The organism is Kurthia sp. Dielmo (assembly GCF_000307285.2).
GTDB lineage: Bacteria > Bacillota > Bacilli > Bacillales_A > Planococcaceae > Kurthia > Kurthia populi.
This window is the reverse complement of record NZ_HE578964.1, coordinates 101331-117983: the sequence shown is the minus strand read 5'-3', so window position 1 is coordinate 117983 and position 16653 is coordinate 101331. Positions and strand designations below refer to the sequence as shown.

The following is a 16653-nucleotide window of genomic DNA, read 5'->3' as shown; positions in this document are numbered from 1 at the left end:
GCCAATGCAAAAAGTGAGATTCTATAAATCAGTACAAATGAAAATTGTACTGATTTATATGCTTTTAATCATCATTGCGATGCAAATTATGGGTCTCTACTTTGCCAATAAACTAGAAGCTACGTTGAAGACGAATTTTGAAACATCAATTTTAGAGCGCCTGAAAATTGTAGAGTTTAGCGTCAAGGAAGAGATGAATAAAACGCAAAATGAAGATGGTACCCAGCTTGAAGACAATCTATCATCGATTATTAATGGGCTATCATCGGGTGATATTACAGAAGTACAAATTATCAGTACACATTCGCGTATTTTAGCGACAAGTGATGAGAATAACCAAAAGAGCATAGGCCAGCGCTCAAGTGAGGCTATTGTCCAGTCAGCGCTCAATTCTGCGACGCAAATGGAAAACATCGCACTCGATGATTCCTCTAAGCGTATTTGGGTTGTGGCGAAGCCGATTCAGTCCGGTGGCAAGGTCATTGGCGCGTTATATGTGAAGGCAAATATCGAATCGGTATTTGACCAGATGAATACAATTAACAAAATTCTTGCTGGTGGTACTGCACTCGCACTATTAATTACGATGGTGCTCGGAATCTTCATTTCAAAAACGATTACGAAGCCAATTTCAGACATGCGTCGCCAAGCACAGGCAATGGCGAAGGGAAACTATTCGCGTAAAGTAAAAGTGTATGGTGATGACGAGATTGGTCAGCTTGCGGTAGCGTTTAACCATTTAACGAACCGACTGCAAGAGGCACAATCGACGACGGAAGGGGAAAAGCGTAAGCTCGCATCTGTATTAACAAATATGACAGATGGTGTGATTGCGACTGACCGTAAAGGGAAAATTATGTTGATTAATGCCCCAGCGCAAAAGCTATTAAAGAGTGAGCAAAACGAGTTAATGGGTCGTTCACTTACAGCAGTGCTTGGGCTAGATGAGGAATATACATTTGAGGATTTAATTCATATGCAAGAATCGATTAACCTCAACTTTAGCACATTAGAACAGCCGTATATTTGGCGTGCAACATTTTCAGTTATTCAAAAGGAAACAGGCTTTGTTAACGGTCTGATTACGGTGCTGCATGATATTACAGAGCAAGAAAAAATCGAAATGGAGCGCCGCGATTTCGTATCGAATGTATCGCATGAGCTACGTACGCCGCTAACGACGATGCGTAGTTACCTAGAGGCATTATCTGACGGTGCAATCAATGAGCCAGAGCTTGGGAAGCAATTCCTTAGCGTGGCACAGACGGAGACAGAGCGTATGATTCGTCTTGTGACGGATTTACTGCAGCTGTCACGTATGGATAGCCGCGAATATGAGCTGAATACTGATTTTGTGGATTTTGTGAAATTCTTTAATCGGATTATCGACCGCTTTGAAATGGCGAAATCAAAGGAAATCACGTTTATTCGTGAGCTTCCGGTGACGCCATTATATGTGGAGATTGATACGGATAAGGTGACGCAAGTAATCGACAATATTATTTCGAATGCGCAAAAATATTCACCAGATGGTGGGAGCATTCGCTTTACGGTAACAGCAAATGACGGCGAGCTTCTTGTCGAAATCAAAGATACAGGGATGGGGATTCCAAAAGAGCAAGTGGACCGCATCTTTGACCGTTTCTACCGTGTTGACCGTGCGCGTGCTCGTTCGATGGGTGGTACAGGTCTTGGCCTGGCCATTTCACGCGAAATGATCATTGCCCATAACGGGAAGATTTGGGCGGAAAGTATCGAAGGAAAAGGGACATCCATCTTCTTTACACTGCCATATGGTCTTGTAGATGAGGAGGATGAATGGGATTGATGAAATATATTGAGCCAATCAAAACATTTGTGTTAATCATCCTTGTGCTACTAAGTATTACGTTAACGTTTTCAATTTGGTCATACAGCCCAAATTACCAAACAATCGAAAAAACAGTCCCACAAAATGTGGTAATTGATAAAAAGAAAACCATCTCACAAGTCGTGAAACCATATAAACTCATTGCCCAGCACGACGATGAATTTTCAGGTACGGTGAAGACAAGTGATATCGATGCATTATACGATGTGCTTAAAAACTCACAGCTATCGGATTTATCAATGATTAGTGAAAAGCTATCACACGAAAAAATGTATGAGCTAATGAAGGCGAATGATACGGTATCTCTTATGTTTTCAGATGAAGTACCGATGTCGATTTTCCAAAGTATTTTACCGACTGTGAATAAAAAAGTGTCAGGCATTGAGTTTTCACAAATGATAATTTCATTAAAGAAACCAAATAATGAAAGCATTAATGATAATGAGCTAGACGTTTATTTTGCATCACCAGAAACACATGAACTCTATAGCGCGAAGCTACATCTTAAAAAATCAGAAGCATTCATTGCGAAACAGTTAAAAATGACGAAGAAATATGATGAATATACCGTCATTGAAACATCTAGTGGCCGTATCATGTATGTGCTTGCTGATAAGCCAAAATTTGCGAAGCAGCAATACTTTGCGCGTAATGTTAGTGCGAAGGTCGATCAATTTAAAAATGCCTTGTTCACGAATCCTAAAATCGTAAAAACGAGTCAGGACTCCATGACGAATATTGATAAATACTCTGATGACCGCTCTGTTATGACGATTTACAATAACCAGTACACATTGAACTTTGCGAATATGTCTGCTGAAAGCGATGAACGAATTTCAAAATCACATTTAATTGATCATACGATGAGCTTCGTCAATGAGCATGGTGGCTTCACGAATGACTATCGCTATGAAGGCGTCAATTACGGCGAGCAGAAGGTACTGTATCAGCTCTTTATGTCTGATTTACCGGTAGAGCCAGCGACGCAAACGACATCAACGGAAATCGAAGTGAAAATTAATAATGGCACAGTCGCGCGTTATGCACGTCCTTATTATCAGCTTGAAACGATTCCAGATGATGAAAGCAATAACTTAACGATGCTCAAAACAGCGCGTCAAGTGTATCGTATGCTTGTGACAGAACAGGTTGTAAAAAGAAATCAAATTGAAGATTTACGCCTTGGGTACAGTATGTCGTTTAAAGAACGCGATAATGGTGCCGTCGTCTTTACGCTTGAGCCAACATGGTTTTATAAAGTAAAAGAGGACTGGATTACGGTCGCGCCAGAACAAGCGACTGTTGGAGGTGACCAATATGGATTGGAATAAGACGAAAACGATTTTTATTATCGTCTTTTCGATTTTAAATGTCTTTCTTTATTCGATGTATGTCAACAGCTACAATGAGGCAAAAAAACTCGAAACACTTGGTCAAATCAATGTGGATGATGAGCTAAAAGCATCGCATATTACAATCGACCAGCTTCCAACAGATGTCAAAAAGATCTCGTATATTTCCGGTAAAACAAGACCGTTTGAAGAAGCGGATTTAGCATCTTATAAAGAGCATCAAAAGTTTGTGATTAGCACATCGGGGTTAATTCTTCGAAGCGCGTTGATTACACCTTATCCAGTGAAGGAATTTAATGAGCAGTCATTAAGTGCATTTGTTGCAAGCTATGCGCCACTAGGTGAGGAGTATAAGCTATTTTCAATTGATAATGAAAAACGAATCGCTATCTTCTTCCAAACGATTCAAAACCATACGATTTTCTATAATGAAAGCGCGTATATTAAAGTTACATGGAATGAAGACAATGCGATTACAGGTTACGAACAAACGGCCTTTCAAAATTTAAAAACATTCGGTGAGAAAAATACACTAATCGGTGCGAATCAGGCTGTGAAAACTTTATTTGAAAAAGGCTATTTACCAGAGTATGCACATGTAAAATCTGCAGAGCTTGGCTACTCAACGCTTGTGCCACTAACAGAAACGCGTGTATTGTCGCCAACTTGGCGCATCCATGTGGAACTAAAAGAGAAAGATGATACAATAAGAGAAGCCGATTTCTTCGTGAACGCCAATGCAGTCGATGGACAAGTGATCGATATGCAGGAAAACAAGGAATCAATTGAATCAAATTAAGGGGTTTTAGCGATGAAGTTTAGTGTTTTAGCAAGTGGGAGTACAGGAAACTCCATTTATGTTGAGAATGGTCAGCACGCGTTTATCGTCGATGCGGGTTTAACCGGTAAAAAGATGGAAGCGCTACTTGCACAAATCGACCGTGAGGCAAAACAGCTAAGCGGCATTCTTGTGACGCATGAGCATTCAGATCATATTAAAGGAGTTGGCGTGCTTGCACGTAAGCATAACATCCCTGTATTCGCGAATGCTAAAACATGGGAAGCGATGAACTCATCGATTGGGAATATCCCCCTTGACCAACGCTTTGAATGGAAGACCGACGAAGTGAAAACATTCGGTGGACTCGATATCCAGTCGTTTGCGGTGTCTCACGATGCGGCAGAGCCGATGTTCTACACATTCCAAGAAGATGGCCGTAAACTCGTTGTGATGACGGATACGGGCTATGTGAGCGACCGTATGAAAGGGTTCATTTCAACAGCTGATGCGTATGTGTTTGAAAGCAACCATGACGTGAGCATGCTGCAGATGGGGCCATACCCGTGGAAAATCAAACGTCGTATTTTAAGCGATGTTGGCCATGTGAGTAATGAGGATGCAGCGGTTGCGATGAGTGAAGTCGTTGCTGAAAAAGAAACACAAATTTACTTAGCCCATTTAAGTAAAGATAATAATATGAAAGAGCTCGCACGTATGAGTGTCTCTCAAACGCTTGAATCATGTGGTATTCGTGCTGGTGAATTTCTGCACTTACATGATACAGACGCTGAGAAGCCGACACCACTTGTGCTTGTTTAGACAAAAAACCTCCAGAGATGGAGGTTTTTTTTAATGGAAAGCGGGCACATTAATTTTGAACAAATTTTTAAGTGATTTTAATCTAATTTTCATGTTCGGCTATTAAACTATAACTAACAACAAAATACGTAGGAGGTAACGATTATGGGGTATTACGACCAAGATCCAAATCAAGCGCCAAGACGCAGTAAAGGAGGCAGTAAGGCAGGCTATTTCTTTACAGGGCTTATTGGCGTACTCATCGGCGCATTACTTGTGTGGCTGATTATTCCAAATGTGATGAATACGACAAATAATGTAGCGAGCAATTCAGAAACACAAGTTCAAACAACAGAGCCCGTTCAACTTTCAACGGACGTTTCAACGGATACAACGAAGGTTGTCGAAAAGGTTGATAGCGCGGTTGTTGGCGTTGTAAATATGCAAAAAACACAGCAGGACCTATGGGGCTCATCACCATTCGGTGGTAGCCAACAAGGTGGTACAACACAGGATAATAACGAATCATCCATTACAGAAGAAGCGGGCACAGGCTCAGGCGTTATCTATAAAAAAGATGGCGATAAAGCATATGTTGTTACAAATAATCACGTTGTCGAAGACGCAGATGAATTAGAAGTAAAATTAGCAGACGGCACAAAGGTCAAGGCTAAATTAGTCGGTACTGATATTTGGACAGACTTAGCTGTTATTTCGATTCCAAGTAAGGATGTAAAAGCTGTCGCAACATTTGGTGACTCATCAAAACTGAAAAAAGGTGAATCGGTTATCGCGATTGGGAACCCACTTGGCCTTGATTACTATGGCTCTGTGACAACAGGTGTTATCTCAGGCTTAAACCGTTCTGTACCGGTTGATTTAAATTCTGACGGCACAGCAGACTGGAATGCCGATGTTCTTCAAACAGATGCGGCCATTAACCCAGGGAACTCAGGCGGCGCACTAATTAATATGGCAGGCCAAGTCATCGGTATTAACTCAATGAAAATCTCAAATACACAAGAATCTGTAGAAGGTATCGGCTTTGCGATTCCAAGTGATACAGCCGTACCAATTATCAATGAGCTTGAGAAAAATGGTAAAGTGGAACGTCCATCGATGGGGATCACATTAGCAGATCTAACAGATGTCCCTTCTTACTACCAACAAGGACAATTAAAATTACCATCAGATATTACAAAAGGTGTCGTTATTTCAGGTGTTCAAAGTGGCACAGCTGCCGCAAAAGCGGGTCTTAAAAAATACGATGTCATCGTCGAAATTGATGGTCAAAAAATAGACGATGCGATCGGTCTTCGCAAAATTTTATACAACGATAAAAAAGTCGGCGATGAAATGAAAGTGAAGGCATATCGTAACGGGGAAATAATTAATAAAACATTAACACTCACTGGCTCATTGAGCGAAAGTAAGTAATCCACAAGATGTGGATAACTCAGTGGATAGAAAAGTCGCACAACGCTTTTCTATCCACTTTTTGTTTGTTAAAATGGACATAACAACGGATAGACGTGAAAGGACGTAATTAAATGAAAACATATAGCTGTGAGGACCACGTAGGCCACGCGCTTGACATGTTTGTAGCGAATGAGAAAGATTTTCCAATTATGGATAAACTCGAAGAAAACGACGAAGAAACGCAAAAATGTGCGTATTGTGACGCGAAAGCAACATATATTGTGGCGAACAAATGAGCCCCTACAATATCTAGTGTAGCCTGTGGATAACTTTCAGAATTCTGTGGATAACTCAGATAATTGCTTTGTAAATTTAAGGAGGAACTCGCATTGAGCGTGACCATTATTTCGGTTGGGAAATTAAAAGAGAAATATTTAAAGATGGGCATTGAAGAGTATGTGAAGCGTCTAAATGGCTACACAAAAATCGATTTAGTTGAGGTGCCAGATGAAAAAGCACCCGAACAATTAAGCGATGCCGAGATGGAGATTGTGAAGAAAAAAGAAGGCGAGCGCATCCTAGCGAAAATTCCACAAGATGCCTACGTTTTTGCACTCGCAATCAACGGCAAAATGCGCTCATCTGAGCAGCTCTCAAAAGACATCGAAAACTGCATGACATACGGCCATAGTAAAATCGTCTTCGTCATCGGCGGCTCACTCGGACTACATGATGATGTTCTGAGCCGTGCGAACGACCTGTTATCATTCGGTAAAATGACGCTGCCTCATCAGTTAATGAAACTTGTGTTAGTTGAGCAGGTGTACCGTAGTTTTAGAATTATGAAAAATGAACCGTATCATAAATAAGTGCGGTTACTAGTAAAGGTACATAAAACAGGCTACTTCCTGTTTTATGTGCCTTTTTATATTATTTAAATTCTATATCAATCACAGTAGAAGTTGCGTTTAAATACAACTAATAGTTTCTTCTTTTAAGTAAGAGAAGTCATCAATATTAGCAGATAAGAGAAGGTCACCAATCGATATGTCGTAGCGACCTTCACCTCTAGCGCTAGGTTCAAAGTAATGAATTTCGCAATTCCCTTCAGCTATAGAGAAATTCCCCTGATGGAAGTTGAAAATATCGATGACGCTAATAGTAAATAAATAGAATGCTAACAACAAGAACGCGGAGCATGAAATTACTACAAAATAAAAATCTTTATGAGAACGTTTTTTCTTTAAAAAATGATAAATAGTAGGAATTAAAATGATTAACCCAACGATAGAGTAACCAAAAGTAATATAAATATCAGACATATTAAAACCTCCTTCCGTTAATTAATTTACAGTATAAAACGGTAAAAAGTTTCATGGAAAATCTAAGAGTCATTAGACCAATAATCTAAATAAGCACTAAACAAAAACCCTCCCCTTTCACCAAAAGGGAGGGTTTTTCAATTCAACGATATTGCTGACCTTTACCTAGCTTATTTTCCTTCACCCAGCTTCTATATGTCATCCATTCAATCAGCAGCGTAGAGAACATAACCGTAATGGACGGTACCAAATAATGAATGGGCGCTGTGATAAATAATTTAATCAGCCATACGCCAGCAACAATCGACAGCCAGTACAGTAAAATCCACTTTATACGTGAACGAAGGTATTGTTTCTTAGTCATAGGTTATCCTCCCCGTTTCAGCATCATACGTAAGGAAAACCTTCTTTTCACTTGAATAAAAGTTAACTGCTTCAATATGAAGAATATGCTTGTCCCAATGTTTAAATTGAATGTAATCTACCTCGCCATTAAGCGTGCTAGAAATGGATTGTACTTCGTTAGATACCTCGCCTTCTATGTCACATAAGGGCTTTTCTAGTGTGTAAATTTGATAGTAACTTGCAATAAGTAATATGCCTTCAGGTGTCAGTGTAATATCACGCATTGTCCCACCAAAGGAGTAATAGTCACAGATAGCATAGCTGTCAGGGTTTTGACGATTGATTTCGTAGAGCAGGATATCTGTTAGCACATAGCAGTAATCGTTATTCGGCGATAGAGCTGTCGCAACTGGTTTTCCTCTAAACTGACCATAGGTATCATTATAAAATTCATCCTCAAATTTTACCCATGTCCATATATCATTTTCATGCGGACCTTCATAAACTTTTTCCTCATACATCCCTGCTAGGGGCATCTCTGTTAGTTGCGCTGTTTGAATCATTATCCATGCTCCTTTTTCAATCTAGTGACCTCCATTATATAGAATAATAGGCGTGCTTTCGAATTTTCGTTATAATCCTAGTAACAAAGGGAGGAGAATTTCATGACAACACTTGCACTAATCGGTACCGGTGTCGTAGGGGAGCGCATTATTAATCAGGCGCTGAAGCTCGGTACATATGACATCGTCGGGATTTTTGATGAAAATACAGCGCGTATGGAGGAGCTTGCGGCAACGTATAATTTACCAACAGCAGCGTCACTTGAAGCACTACTCGATCTCACACCGGACTGGGTTTATATCGGCACACCACCAGTAAGCCATGCACCGCTTACGGAGAAAATCGCTGCGCGTGGGCTGCATGTTTTGTCAGAAAAGCCGCTTGCACATGATGCATCAGACGGTGAAAAAATGGTTGCGGCAGTTCAGGCAGCAGGTGTGAAATCTGCGATGAATTTTCCGCTGATGTACGGCGCGGCTGTTCAAAAGATACGTGATATTTTAGAGGCACAGGAGCTTGGTGAAGTTACGCGTATTGAGCTTCATACGCATTTCCCGCACTGGCCACGTCCTTGGCAACAAAATCCATGGATTGCGACGCGTGAGCAGGGTGGCTTTATTCGTGAGATTTTCCCGCATTATCTACAGCTGACAAACCACTTATTCGGTGGCATCAACATCATTGCGCATGATACGACCTATCCAGAGGACAGCACACGTTGTGAGACAAGTGTTGCAGCTCTTGCGAAAACGGATGCCGGGATTCCAGTTGTCATCAATGGCATGTCGGGTGCAGCGCAAATTGAGCGCATTGATTATAAAATCTTTGGTACGAAAAAAATGCTGTCATTACGTAATTGGGGCGATGTATTGGTAAGTGAGGCAGATGCGCCTGAAGTACAGCTTGAGCTTGGTGCCGAAAAGCAGTTACTAGAAGCAGTCGCAAATGACGGCTTTGTGGTGACCTTTGAAGAGGGCTTAAAAGTGCAGCAGTGGATTGATGAATTACTCAAATAGGTGTACGCTAGAATGGTTCAACCAAGGAGGTATAGAACATGAAATACGATGCACATCAGATGAATCAATTAGTAAAGAAACACCCTGAATTACAAAAAGAATTAAAATCATTGATGAAAGATATGGGATTAGAACGTCATCTTGCGGTAAAAGCACTTTACCACTCACAAGTATCAGATGGCGGTACGTACCAAACTCAATATCAAGATTTAAATAAATAATCGTTTTGGAGTCCACTTCGGGGGACTCTTTTTTTTATATACAAAAGTGGGTATAGATACATATGAAAAAATGGATAGTCCTTATTGCCGTATGTTTTTTAGTCGCGTGCCAACAACAGAAGGGAGACAATACAATGTCACTTATTGAAGCAGTAGAACAGCAAAATGAACAGCAAGTACAGGAGCTCTTAGCGCAATCTACCGAGGTTGATATCCAAAATGATAAAGGAGAAACACCACTCCTTATTGCGACGCATCAAAATAATGTCGCCATCGCGAAGGCACTCATCGATGCCGGCGCAGATATTAATAAGCAGGATGCCATTCAGGATAGCCCGTATTTATACGCAGGCGCACAGGGCAAGACCGAGATTTTGGCGTATATGCTAGCGCATCGTGAGCCAGATCAAACGGTTGTCAATCGCTATGGTGGCAATGCACTTATCCCTGCTGCTGAGAAGGGACATCTTGAGAATGTGAAGCAATTACTTGAGGATGGACGTGCCGATATTAACCATCAAAATAACTTTGGCTATACAGCACTCATTGAAGCAGTAGCGCTGACAGATGGCTCCCCGCTTTATCAAGATATTGTCGCAGAGCTGTTAAAACATGATGCCAATACCGAGCTACGTGATAATAACGACAAAACGGCACTCGATTATGCGAAGGAAAAAGGCTATACAGAAATCGAAGCCATGCTTAAAAAGTAACATTGTCTAATATCTTGATGTTATGATAAGAATAATTATGATATCGAGAAGAGGGACATATATGAATTTGACGACGATTAAAACCCAGCTTCAACAGACTCAGCCGGCATTTATTGGGGAAGACTCAGCCTTTCGCTCAGCCGTTGTCGTGCCACTCGTTGAAGTGAATGACGAGCTGCATGTGTTGTTTGAGGTACGCTCACTCACTATGCGTAAGCAACCGGGGGATATTAGCTTTCCAGGTGGTAAAATCGACCCGACAGATGCTAATCCACAAGAGGCGGCACTGCGTGAATTATATGAGGAATTAAGTGTACCGCCATCATCGGTAGACGTATTATCAGAGCTTAGCCCACTCATTATTTCGCCGACCTTTGTCATTTATCCATTTGTTGCGAAGGTGGATATACGTGAAGTGAATACATTCAATCGGGATGAGGTCGCAGAAGTTTTCACCGTGCCACTTAATTGGCTACTTGAATGTGACCCAGAGCTTCACCATGTGATGATGAAACCAACGCCAAGCGAGGGGTTCCCCTTTGATAAAATCATGAAGGGCGAAGACTACGAATGGCGTGCTCGCGCGATTGATGAATGGTTTTTTGAATACAATGATTATGTTATTTGGGGTCTTACGGCGCGTATTTTAAAATATTTCTTAGAGCGTATCGAAGCATAAAAAACAGCGGACTTTTTAGCAGTTCGCTGTTTTTATATGTACGGTAAGCAAACACTAAGCTTTTTGTGCCACTTCAACATCGACTTAAGCTATAATAGATAGAAAGCGCTTTAATTTTAACGTTCTAGTTAAATAAAGTGTTGGATAGATTGTCATCTCTTTACGTAATAGATTAGGGGATTTGGTCATTTAATAGGTAGAAATCGTACGTATTAAATGATTAACTGTTTTTAGAAAGTACGAAAAATGCACGAATTTCTCACTTTTTGCTAGATTAAATAGTGTATAAACCGGGTATCGTACAATTTATTTTAATCAATAAATAATTATGATACACTGTAGTAAGGTAAATTATTGATACAGAAATGGTGTGTGACTGAGTCGCGCTTTGGCTAGCTTGTTGCGGTAACATGGATAGCTCGCCAACATCCTTTCTGCAAATCTTATGGTATAAGGAAGGTAAACATGAGTAACAAACAAACTACAACAGACGTTATCTTAGTTGGTGCTGGTATCATGAGTGCGACATTAGGTACTCTTCTTAAAGAATTAGCACCTGATTGGAAAATCAAAGTATTTGAAAAGTTAGACAAACCAGGTCTTGAAAGCTCAAACGAATGGAACAACGCGGGTACAGGTCACTCAGCTTTATGTGAACTTAACTACACTCCTGAAAAAGACGGTGTAATTGATACAACAAAAGCAATCAATGTAAACGAACAATTCCAACTTTCTCGTCAATTCTGGTCTTATTTAGTAGATCAAGGTCGTATTGCTGACCCAACAGAATTCATCATGCCAATCCCACACATCAGTATGGTACAAGGCGCTGATAAAGTTGAATTCTTGAAAAAACGTTTCGCTGCTCTTAAAGACAACCACCTATTTGAAGGTATGGAGTTCTCTGAAGACCCAGAAACATTAAAAGAATGGTTCCCATTAATTATGAATGGCCGTACTAGCCAAAGCCCAATCGCTGCAACTCGCATCGAATCAGGTACTGACGTAAACTTCGGTTCATTAACTCGTATTTTAATGGATAGCTTCGAAAAACAACCAGGCGTTGAAGCAACTTATAACGCTACAGTTCAAGACGTTAAGCAAAATGCTGATGGTCTTTGGGAAGTTAAAGTAAAAACTGCAGACGGTAAACTAGAATATGTAACATCTAAATTCGTATTCTTAGGCGCTGGTGGCGGTAGCTTACACCTATTACAAAAAACAGGTATTCCTGAAAGCAAACATGTTGGTGGTTTCCCAGTAAGTGGTCTTTGGTTAGTATGTAACAACCAAGAAGTTATCGATCAACATCATGGTAAAGTTTACAGCACAGCTGAAGTAGGTGCTCCTCCAATGTCAGTACCTCACTTAGATACTCGTTACATCGACGGTAAAAAATCGTTACTATTCGGACCTTTCGGTGGATTCTCACCTAAGTTCTTAAAAACAGGTTCTAACATGGATTTAATTAACTCAGTTAAACCAAATAATATCTTAACTTTACTTGCTTGTGGCGCGAAAGAAATGGGCCTAACTAAATATTTAGTACAACAAGTTATGTTAAACAAAGAACAACGCGTAGATGAATTACGTAAATTCGTTCCAGAAGCAAAAGATTCTGAATGGGAAATCGTAGTTGCAGGTCAACGTGTACAAGTAATTAAAGATACTGAAAAAGGCGGTAAAGGTACGCTTCAATTCGGTACAGAAGTAATCACTGGCGCAGGCGGTTCAGTTGCAGCATTACTAGGTGCATCTCCAGGTGCTTCTACAGCTGTTAAAGTTATGCTTGACGTTATGAGCAAATGTTTCCCAGAACAAATGCCAGAATGGGAACCAAAAATCAAAGAAATGATTCCTTCATACGGTCAAAAACTAATCGACAACCCAGAATTATTCAAAGAATTACACGCAGCTTCAAACAAATCACTTAAATTACATGACTAATTAAGTGGATTAAGCCCCTCGTTTTTGGACGAGGGGCTTTTTCTATATTTTTGTTAATTTCCCATCAAATGTATATGGAAAATAAAATTTTTTAATATTAGTAAAACAATGTTTCTGTCTAAAGCTCCACGTTGTATGATAAAGGTTAGAGCAAAAGCTCATTTTTAATAAATGGAGGTAATTTTATGTTCGCAGCAATTAATGGCACGAAGATATATTTTGATGTTGAAGGCTCAGGCTATATCCCCGTTGGCCCACGCATGATTAAAAAACCGGTGCTATTTGCCGTCCACGGTGGACCAGGTAGTGACCATTCAGATTTTAAGCCATGGTTAACACCTTTAGCAGAAGACTATCAAATTGTTTATTTAGACCAACGCTCAAATGGTCAATCAGAGCGCGTTGACCCAGCAACTTGCACATACGATCAATTAGCCGCTGATATTGAGGCATTGCGTAACTATTTAGGCTTAGAAAAAATTAGTGTGCTCGGCCACTCATTTGGCGGTATGATTGCACAGGAATATGCGACGCGTTATCCAGATTCAGTTGAGAAGTTACTATTAATCGATACAGCACCAAGCTATGAGTTTTACAAAGAGGCATTAGCCTTTGCGAAAAATACCGCAACACCAGAGCAATATGCAAAAATCCCTGAATTATTCGAAGGAAATATTCGTGATGATGAACATTTAGAAGAATGGTGGAGCGTGTGCTGGGACCTATACTGGTACGACTTTAAAGAAGAAATCGGCAATGACACCGGGGCACGTCCAATCGGTTCACTAGATGTATGTAATTATACATTCAAACATTTAATGCCGAAGTATGATGTGCGCGCGGCGATTGCTGAGCTAGACATTCCTACATTGATTACAGTCGGTCGTCATGACTGGATTACACCCGTGACACAGGCTGAAGAAATGCATCGTTTAATTAAAGGTTCTGAGCTTGTTATCTTTGAAAAATCAGGTCACCAACCATTTATCGAAGAGCATGCAGATTTTCTGCACACAGTACGTACTTTCTTATTAGCAGGTACAAAATAATGATAGCATTTGAAAAATGGAAGGCATCGCGACAAGCAGATATACTTGCCGCGCAAGGTGACGTCTCATTGATTGCGATGCATGACATTAAAGAAGCTATGTCTGTTGCTGAAGTAGCGGGTACATGGGCGCCAACTTCTGAGAATCCTGGCTTGACGTTAACGGCGACAGCAGCGGATGGTCTGAAGATAAATGGAGAGCTAGTAGACGGTGTATATAAAATCATTGCAGATGAAACGGTTGTGGAGGCTGCAGACGGTCGTACGATGATGGCCACAAGTCAGCCAGAGTCGAATCATTTATTAGCCATTTGGGATATGACATGTGCGGCACGCCAAAATTATGTAGCGATTGATACGTATGCCTATAACGAAAATGCTGTATTTGAAGGACAGCTTGAGCGTGATGAGCAGCAAACTTTTTCATTCAGTCATACGAGTGATTCAGCCGGCACACGTCAGCATGAGTCAATCGGTGAAATTGTTGTAGAGATTGAAGGACAGACGTATCGCTTACGTCCATTCGCAGCAGGCGCTTACTCCATTATCGTCTTTCGCGATATGACAAGTGGCAGCGAAACGTATGGTACAGGGCGCATGCTTTTAATTAAGCCGGACGCAAATGGTCGCGTGACGCTTGATTTCAACTATTCATTTTTACCACCATGTGCATTTTCACCGCATTTCAATTGTCCAATGCCCCCATTTTCAAATCGTTTGAAAATGGCGATGACAGCGGGTGAAAAAAACGTCATTTGGAAATGAAAGCAAAAGATGTGACAGCGCAAAAATAATTGCAAAAAATTCGAGATAATTAAGTTAATTTTTTAAATCGAATAATGTATAGTAGGTTAGTATGAATTGAAGCCGAAAGGAAGTATTATCAAATCCTTTTACTAATAGAAATGTAATACCACTTTTTCGCTTTGAGACAATCAAAAAGGAGTGAAAGATATGTTTAAAAAAGTATGGCTAATGATGACGGTGATGACAATCGTCTTCGTTTTAGCTGCCTGTGGCGGTAAAGACGATAAACAAGAGCAAGGTCAAAGCAGTGATAAAAACGTAATTAATGTCGGAGTAACGTATGCACCAAGTAATATTAATCCACTACAACCGGTGGGCTTAGTATCAACGTATGTTTCCAATTTATTATTCCTACCATTAGTTGATTTAGATTCAGATTTAAAATACCAACCAATGCTAGCAGATTCAATCGAAACAAAAGACAATAAAACATTTACAATCAACTTAAATAAAGAGGCAAAATGGACAAACGGCAAAGATATTACAGCCGACGATGTGGTGTTCACAATGGAACTAATGGCGAACCCAACTGTTGCATCAAACTACGCATACATGTTTGCGATTGTGGATGGCTTAGATGACGCTGGTTTCCTTCCTAAAGGAAAAGAATCTATCAAAGGCGTGAAAAAAGTCGATGATAAAACAGTTGAAGTCACAACGAAAAATCCAACAACCTTAACAATTTTTGAAGATACAGTAGGTCGTTACCTATTAACACTTCCAAAATCAGAGCTTGAAAAAATCGATGTTGCAGAAATTAACAAAAGCGATTTCATGAAAAATCCAACAGTCACATCCGGTCCATTCAAATTATCAAAAATTGATACAGATCACTATGTAGAAATGGTACCAAACAAAGATTACTTCAAAGGCGCTTCTAAATTAGAGCAATTAAATTTCAAAGTATTACAAGGTAACCAAATCGCAGCACAACTTAAAAGCGGCGAAATCGATATGAATATTCCATCTGCGGGTGTTGTACCAGTATCCGATTTCGAAACAGTAAAAGGTCTAGATACATTAACAACAAACTACGGTCAACCACTTGCAACGCAATTCATGTATATCAATGAAGATGTTGTGAGCGACGAAAAAACGCGCCAAGCAATTTCTTATGCAATGAATCGTCAACAAATCGTTGATAGTTTATTAAAAGGCGCTGGCGAAGTGACAGATGGTTTCTTCACAAGCATGAGTCCGTATTTAGATGAAAATATTAAACCAGTTGCATATGATGCAGCGAAAGCAAAATCATTAGTAGAAGAATCAAAATGGGATAAAACGAAGAAATTAAAATTAGCGGTACTGTCAGGTGATGCAACGCTAGAAAAGGCAGCGAATATCATGGCTGAAAACTTACGTGCAGCTGGTATTGAAACACAAATCCAAATGACAGATTTAAGCACATTACTAGATGATATTGTGAAAAAAGATTATGACTTAGCAGTATTAACGGTATCAATTACACCAGTGAACCCATTACCAGACATTGCGTACTTTATCGGTGAAGGCAATCCAAATGGCTATGACAACAAACGTGTAAATGAAATTTTAGCAGCATTATCAACAGAAGTAGACGAAGCGAAAATCGAAAAACTTTATAGCGAGCTACAAGAAATTACACAACAAGAAGTACCAATGCCATCAATTTACGCAACGAAAGCTTTAGGTGCAGTGAATAAACGCGTTCAAGGCGCAACTCCTAGCGACTTTGGTATGTTCATTAACGTAAACGAATGGACAGTTAAATAATTAAGATAGGCGGTATGAA

At 40.1% G+C, this 16653-nt stretch carries 18 protein-coding genes; 15 read left to right on the top strand and 3 right to left on the bottom strand.

The genetic code is table 11. From position 1 onward, the window contains the following. Positions 1 to 4: 4 nt before the first annotated feature. From walK to rlmH, 7 genes are all read left to right on the top strand, one after another. Positions 5 to 1828, top strand: a complete 1824-nt coding sequence (gene walK, locus KTHG_RS19115) for a cell wall metabolism sensor histidine kinase WalK (RefSeq protein WP_126989949.1) — start codon at positions 5 to 7, stop codon at positions 1826 to 1828. Then, on the top strand, positions 1828 to 3201 hold the full coding sequence (locus KTHG_RS19110) for a YycH family regulatory protein (RefSeq protein ID WP_255512512.1): 1374 nt from the start codon (positions 1828 to 1830) through the stop codon (positions 3199 to 3201). Before walK ends, KTHG_RS19110 begins: the two co-directional genes overlap by 1 nt. Then, a complete protein-coding gene (locus KTHG_RS19105) occupies positions 3188 to 4021 on the top strand; it encodes a two-component system regulatory protein YycI (protein WP_139995935.1) in 834 nt (277 codons plus the stop codon). Before KTHG_RS19110 ends, KTHG_RS19105 begins: the two co-directional genes overlap by 14 nt. A gap of 12 nt (positions 4022 to 4033) precedes the next feature. After that, complete coding sequence (locus tag KTHG_RS19100; RefSeq protein ID WP_126989952.1) at positions 4034 to 4822, top strand: MBL fold metallo-hydrolase; 789 nt, start codon at positions 4034 to 4036, stop codon at positions 4820 to 4822. 144 nt (positions 4823 to 4966) lie between these two features. Beyond that, on the top strand, positions 4967 to 6238 hold the full coding sequence (locus KTHG_RS19095; RefSeq protein WP_139995933.1) for a S1C family serine protease: 1272 nt from the start codon (positions 4967 to 4969) through the stop codon (positions 6236 to 6238). Between the two features lie 113 nt (positions 6239 to 6351). Then, positions 6352 to 6516 (top strand): CxxH/CxxC protein, encoded by a 165-nt coding sequence (locus KTHG_RS19090; RefSeq protein WP_126989954.1) that lies wholly within the window; start codon positions 6352 to 6354, stop codon positions 6514 to 6516. 93 nt (positions 6517 to 6609) lie between these two features. Next, positions 6610 to 7089, top strand: coding sequence for a 23S rRNA (pseudouridine(1915)-N(3))-methyltransferase RlmH (gene rlmH, locus KTHG_RS19085; RefSeq protein WP_139995931.1), 480 nt, complete (start codon positions 6610 to 6612; stop codon positions 7087 to 7089). 99 nt (positions 7090 to 7188) lie between these two features. Here rlmH and KTHG_RS19080 read toward each other — a convergent pair whose 3' ends face one another. The 3 genes from KTHG_RS19080 to KTHG_RS19070 all read right to left on the bottom strand — a co-directional run bounded on the left by KTHG_RS19080 (position 7189) and on the right by KTHG_RS19070 (position 8450). Beyond that, positions 7189 to 7542 (bottom strand): hypothetical protein, encoded by a 354-nt coding sequence (locus KTHG_RS19080; protein ID WP_126992050.1) that lies wholly within the window; start codon positions 7540 to 7542, stop codon positions 7189 to 7191. A 142-nt stretch (positions 7543 to 7684) separates the two neighbouring features. Next, positions 7685 to 7906: a hypothetical protein gene (locus KTHG_RS19075; protein ID WP_139995929.1), complete on the bottom strand. Its 222-nt coding sequence runs from the start codon at positions 7904 to 7906 to the stop codon at positions 7685 to 7687. Continuing rightward, the gene (locus KTHG_RS19070; protein ID WP_139995927.1) at positions 7899 to 8450 is read right to left on the bottom strand and encodes a hypothetical protein; all 552 of its coding nucleotides are present in this window, start codon (positions 8448 to 8450) and stop codon (positions 7899 to 7901) included. The genes KTHG_RS19075 and KTHG_RS19070 overlap by 8 nt, the downstream gene beginning before the upstream one ends. A 102-nt stretch (positions 8451 to 8552) precedes the next feature. Between KTHG_RS19070 and KTHG_RS19065 the strand changes: the two genes are divergently transcribed. The 8 genes from KTHG_RS19065 to KTHG_RS19030 all read left to right on the top strand — a co-directional run bounded on the left by KTHG_RS19065 (position 8553) and on the right by KTHG_RS19030 (position 16634). Continuing rightward, complete coding sequence (locus KTHG_RS19065; RefSeq protein WP_139995925.1) at positions 8553 to 9467, top strand: Gfo/Idh/MocA family protein; 915 nt, start codon at positions 8553 to 8555, stop codon at positions 9465 to 9467. A gap of 38 nt (positions 9468 to 9505) precedes the next feature. After that, positions 9506 to 9688, top strand: a complete 183-nt coding sequence (locus KTHG_RS19060; protein WP_126992046.1) for a hypothetical protein — start codon at positions 9506 to 9508, stop codon at positions 9686 to 9688. Between the two features lie 62 nt (positions 9689 to 9750). Further along, positions 9751 to 10401 (top strand): ankyrin repeat domain-containing protein, encoded by a 651-nt coding sequence (locus tag KTHG_RS19055; RefSeq protein ID WP_139995923.1) that lies wholly within the window; start codon positions 9751 to 9753, stop codon positions 10399 to 10401. 61 nt (positions 10402 to 10462) lie between these two features. Continuing rightward, positions 10463 to 11080 carry an NUDIX hydrolase gene (locus KTHG_RS19050; RefSeq protein WP_126992044.1) on the top strand — a complete coding sequence of 206 codons (618 nt, stop codon included), beginning with the start codon at positions 10463 to 10465 and terminating at the stop codon, positions 11078 to 11080. Positions 11081 to 11530: 450 nt separating this feature from the next. After that, entirely contained in the window at positions 11531 to 13027 is a 1497-nt protein-coding gene (gene mqo, locus KTHG_RS19045; RefSeq protein ID WP_126992042.1) for a malate dehydrogenase (quinone), read from the top strand. A 185-nt stretch (positions 13028 to 13212) separates the two neighbouring features. Then, positions 13213 to 14076, top strand: coding sequence for an alpha/beta fold hydrolase (locus KTHG_RS19040; RefSeq protein WP_139995921.1), 864 nt, complete (start codon positions 13213 to 13215; stop codon positions 14074 to 14076). Next, positions 14076 to 14840: a DUF1684 domain-containing protein gene (locus KTHG_RS19035; RefSeq protein ID WP_139995919.1), complete on the top strand. Its 765-nt coding sequence runs from the start codon at positions 14076 to 14078 to the stop codon at positions 14838 to 14840. Before KTHG_RS19040 ends, KTHG_RS19035 begins: the two co-directional genes overlap by 1 nt. Before the next feature lie 189 nt (positions 14841 to 15029). Beyond that, a complete protein-coding gene (locus tag KTHG_RS19030) occupies positions 15030 to 16634 on the top strand; it encodes an ABC transporter substrate-binding protein (RefSeq protein ID WP_139995917.1) in 1605 nt (534 codons plus the stop codon). Positions 16635 to 16653 lie beyond the last annotated feature (19 nt).

What these genes read in the sequence shown, in the direction of transcription:
- KTHG_RS19105 (WP_139995935.1), top strand. Translation starts at nt 3,188, where the DNA reads ATGGATTGGAATAAGACGAAAACGATTTTTATTATCGTCTTTTCGATT.
- KTHG_RS19100 (WP_126989952.1), top strand. Translation starts at nt 4,034, where the DNA reads ATGAAGTTTAGTGTTTTAGCAAGTGGGAGTACAGGAAACTCCATTTAT.
- KTHG_RS19065 (WP_139995925.1), top strand. Translation starts at nt 8,553, where the DNA reads ATGACAACACTTGCACTAATCGGTACCGGTGTCGTAGGGGAGCGCATT.
- KTHG_RS19055 (WP_139995923.1), top strand. Translation starts at nt 9,751, where the DNA reads ATGAAAAAATGGATAGTCCTTATTGCCGTATGTTTTTTAGTCGCGTGC.
- KTHG_RS19035 (WP_139995919.1), top strand. Translation starts at nt 14,076, where the DNA reads ATGATAGCATTTGAAAAATGGAAGGCATCGCGACAAGCAGATATACTT.
- KTHG_RS19060 (WP_126992046.1), top strand. Translation starts at nt 9,506, where the DNA reads ATGAAATACGATGCACATCAGATGAATCAATTAGTAAAGAAACACCCT.
- KTHG_RS19030 (WP_139995917.1), top strand. Translation starts at nt 15,030, where the DNA reads ATGTTTAAAAAAGTATGGCTAATGATGACGGTGATGACAATCGTCTTC.
- walK (WP_126989949.1), top strand. Translation starts at nt 5, where the DNA reads ATGCAAAAAGTGAGATTCTATAAATCAGTACAAATGAAAATTGTACTG.
- KTHG_RS19080 (WP_126992050.1), bottom strand. Translation starts at nt 7,542, where the DNA reads ATGTCTGATATTTATATTACTTTTGGTTACTCTATCGTTGGGTTAATC.
- KTHG_RS19090 (WP_126989954.1), top strand. Translation starts at nt 6,352, where the DNA reads ATGAAAACATATAGCTGTGAGGACCACGTAGGCCACGCGCTTGACATG.
- KTHG_RS19070 (WP_139995927.1), bottom strand. Translation starts at nt 8,450, where the DNA reads ATGATTCAAACAGCGCAACTAACAGAGATGCCCCTAGCAGGGATGTAT.
- KTHG_RS19095 (WP_139995933.1), top strand. Translation starts at nt 4,967, where the DNA reads ATGGGGTATTACGACCAAGATCCAAATCAAGCGCCAAGACGCAGTAAA.
- KTHG_RS19050 (WP_126992044.1), top strand. Translation starts at nt 10,463, where the DNA reads ATGAATTTGACGACGATTAAAACCCAGCTTCAACAGACTCAGCCGGCA.
- KTHG_RS19075 (WP_139995929.1), bottom strand. Translation starts at nt 7,906, where the DNA reads ATGACTAAGAAACAATACCTTCGTTCACGTATAAAGTGGATTTTACTG.
- KTHG_RS19110 (WP_255512512.1), top strand. Translation starts at nt 1,828, where the DNA reads ATGAAATATATTGAGCCAATCAAAACATTTGTGTTAATCATCCTTGTG.
- KTHG_RS19040 (WP_139995921.1), top strand. Translation starts at nt 13,213, where the DNA reads ATGTTCGCAGCAATTAATGGCACGAAGATATATTTTGATGTTGAAGGC.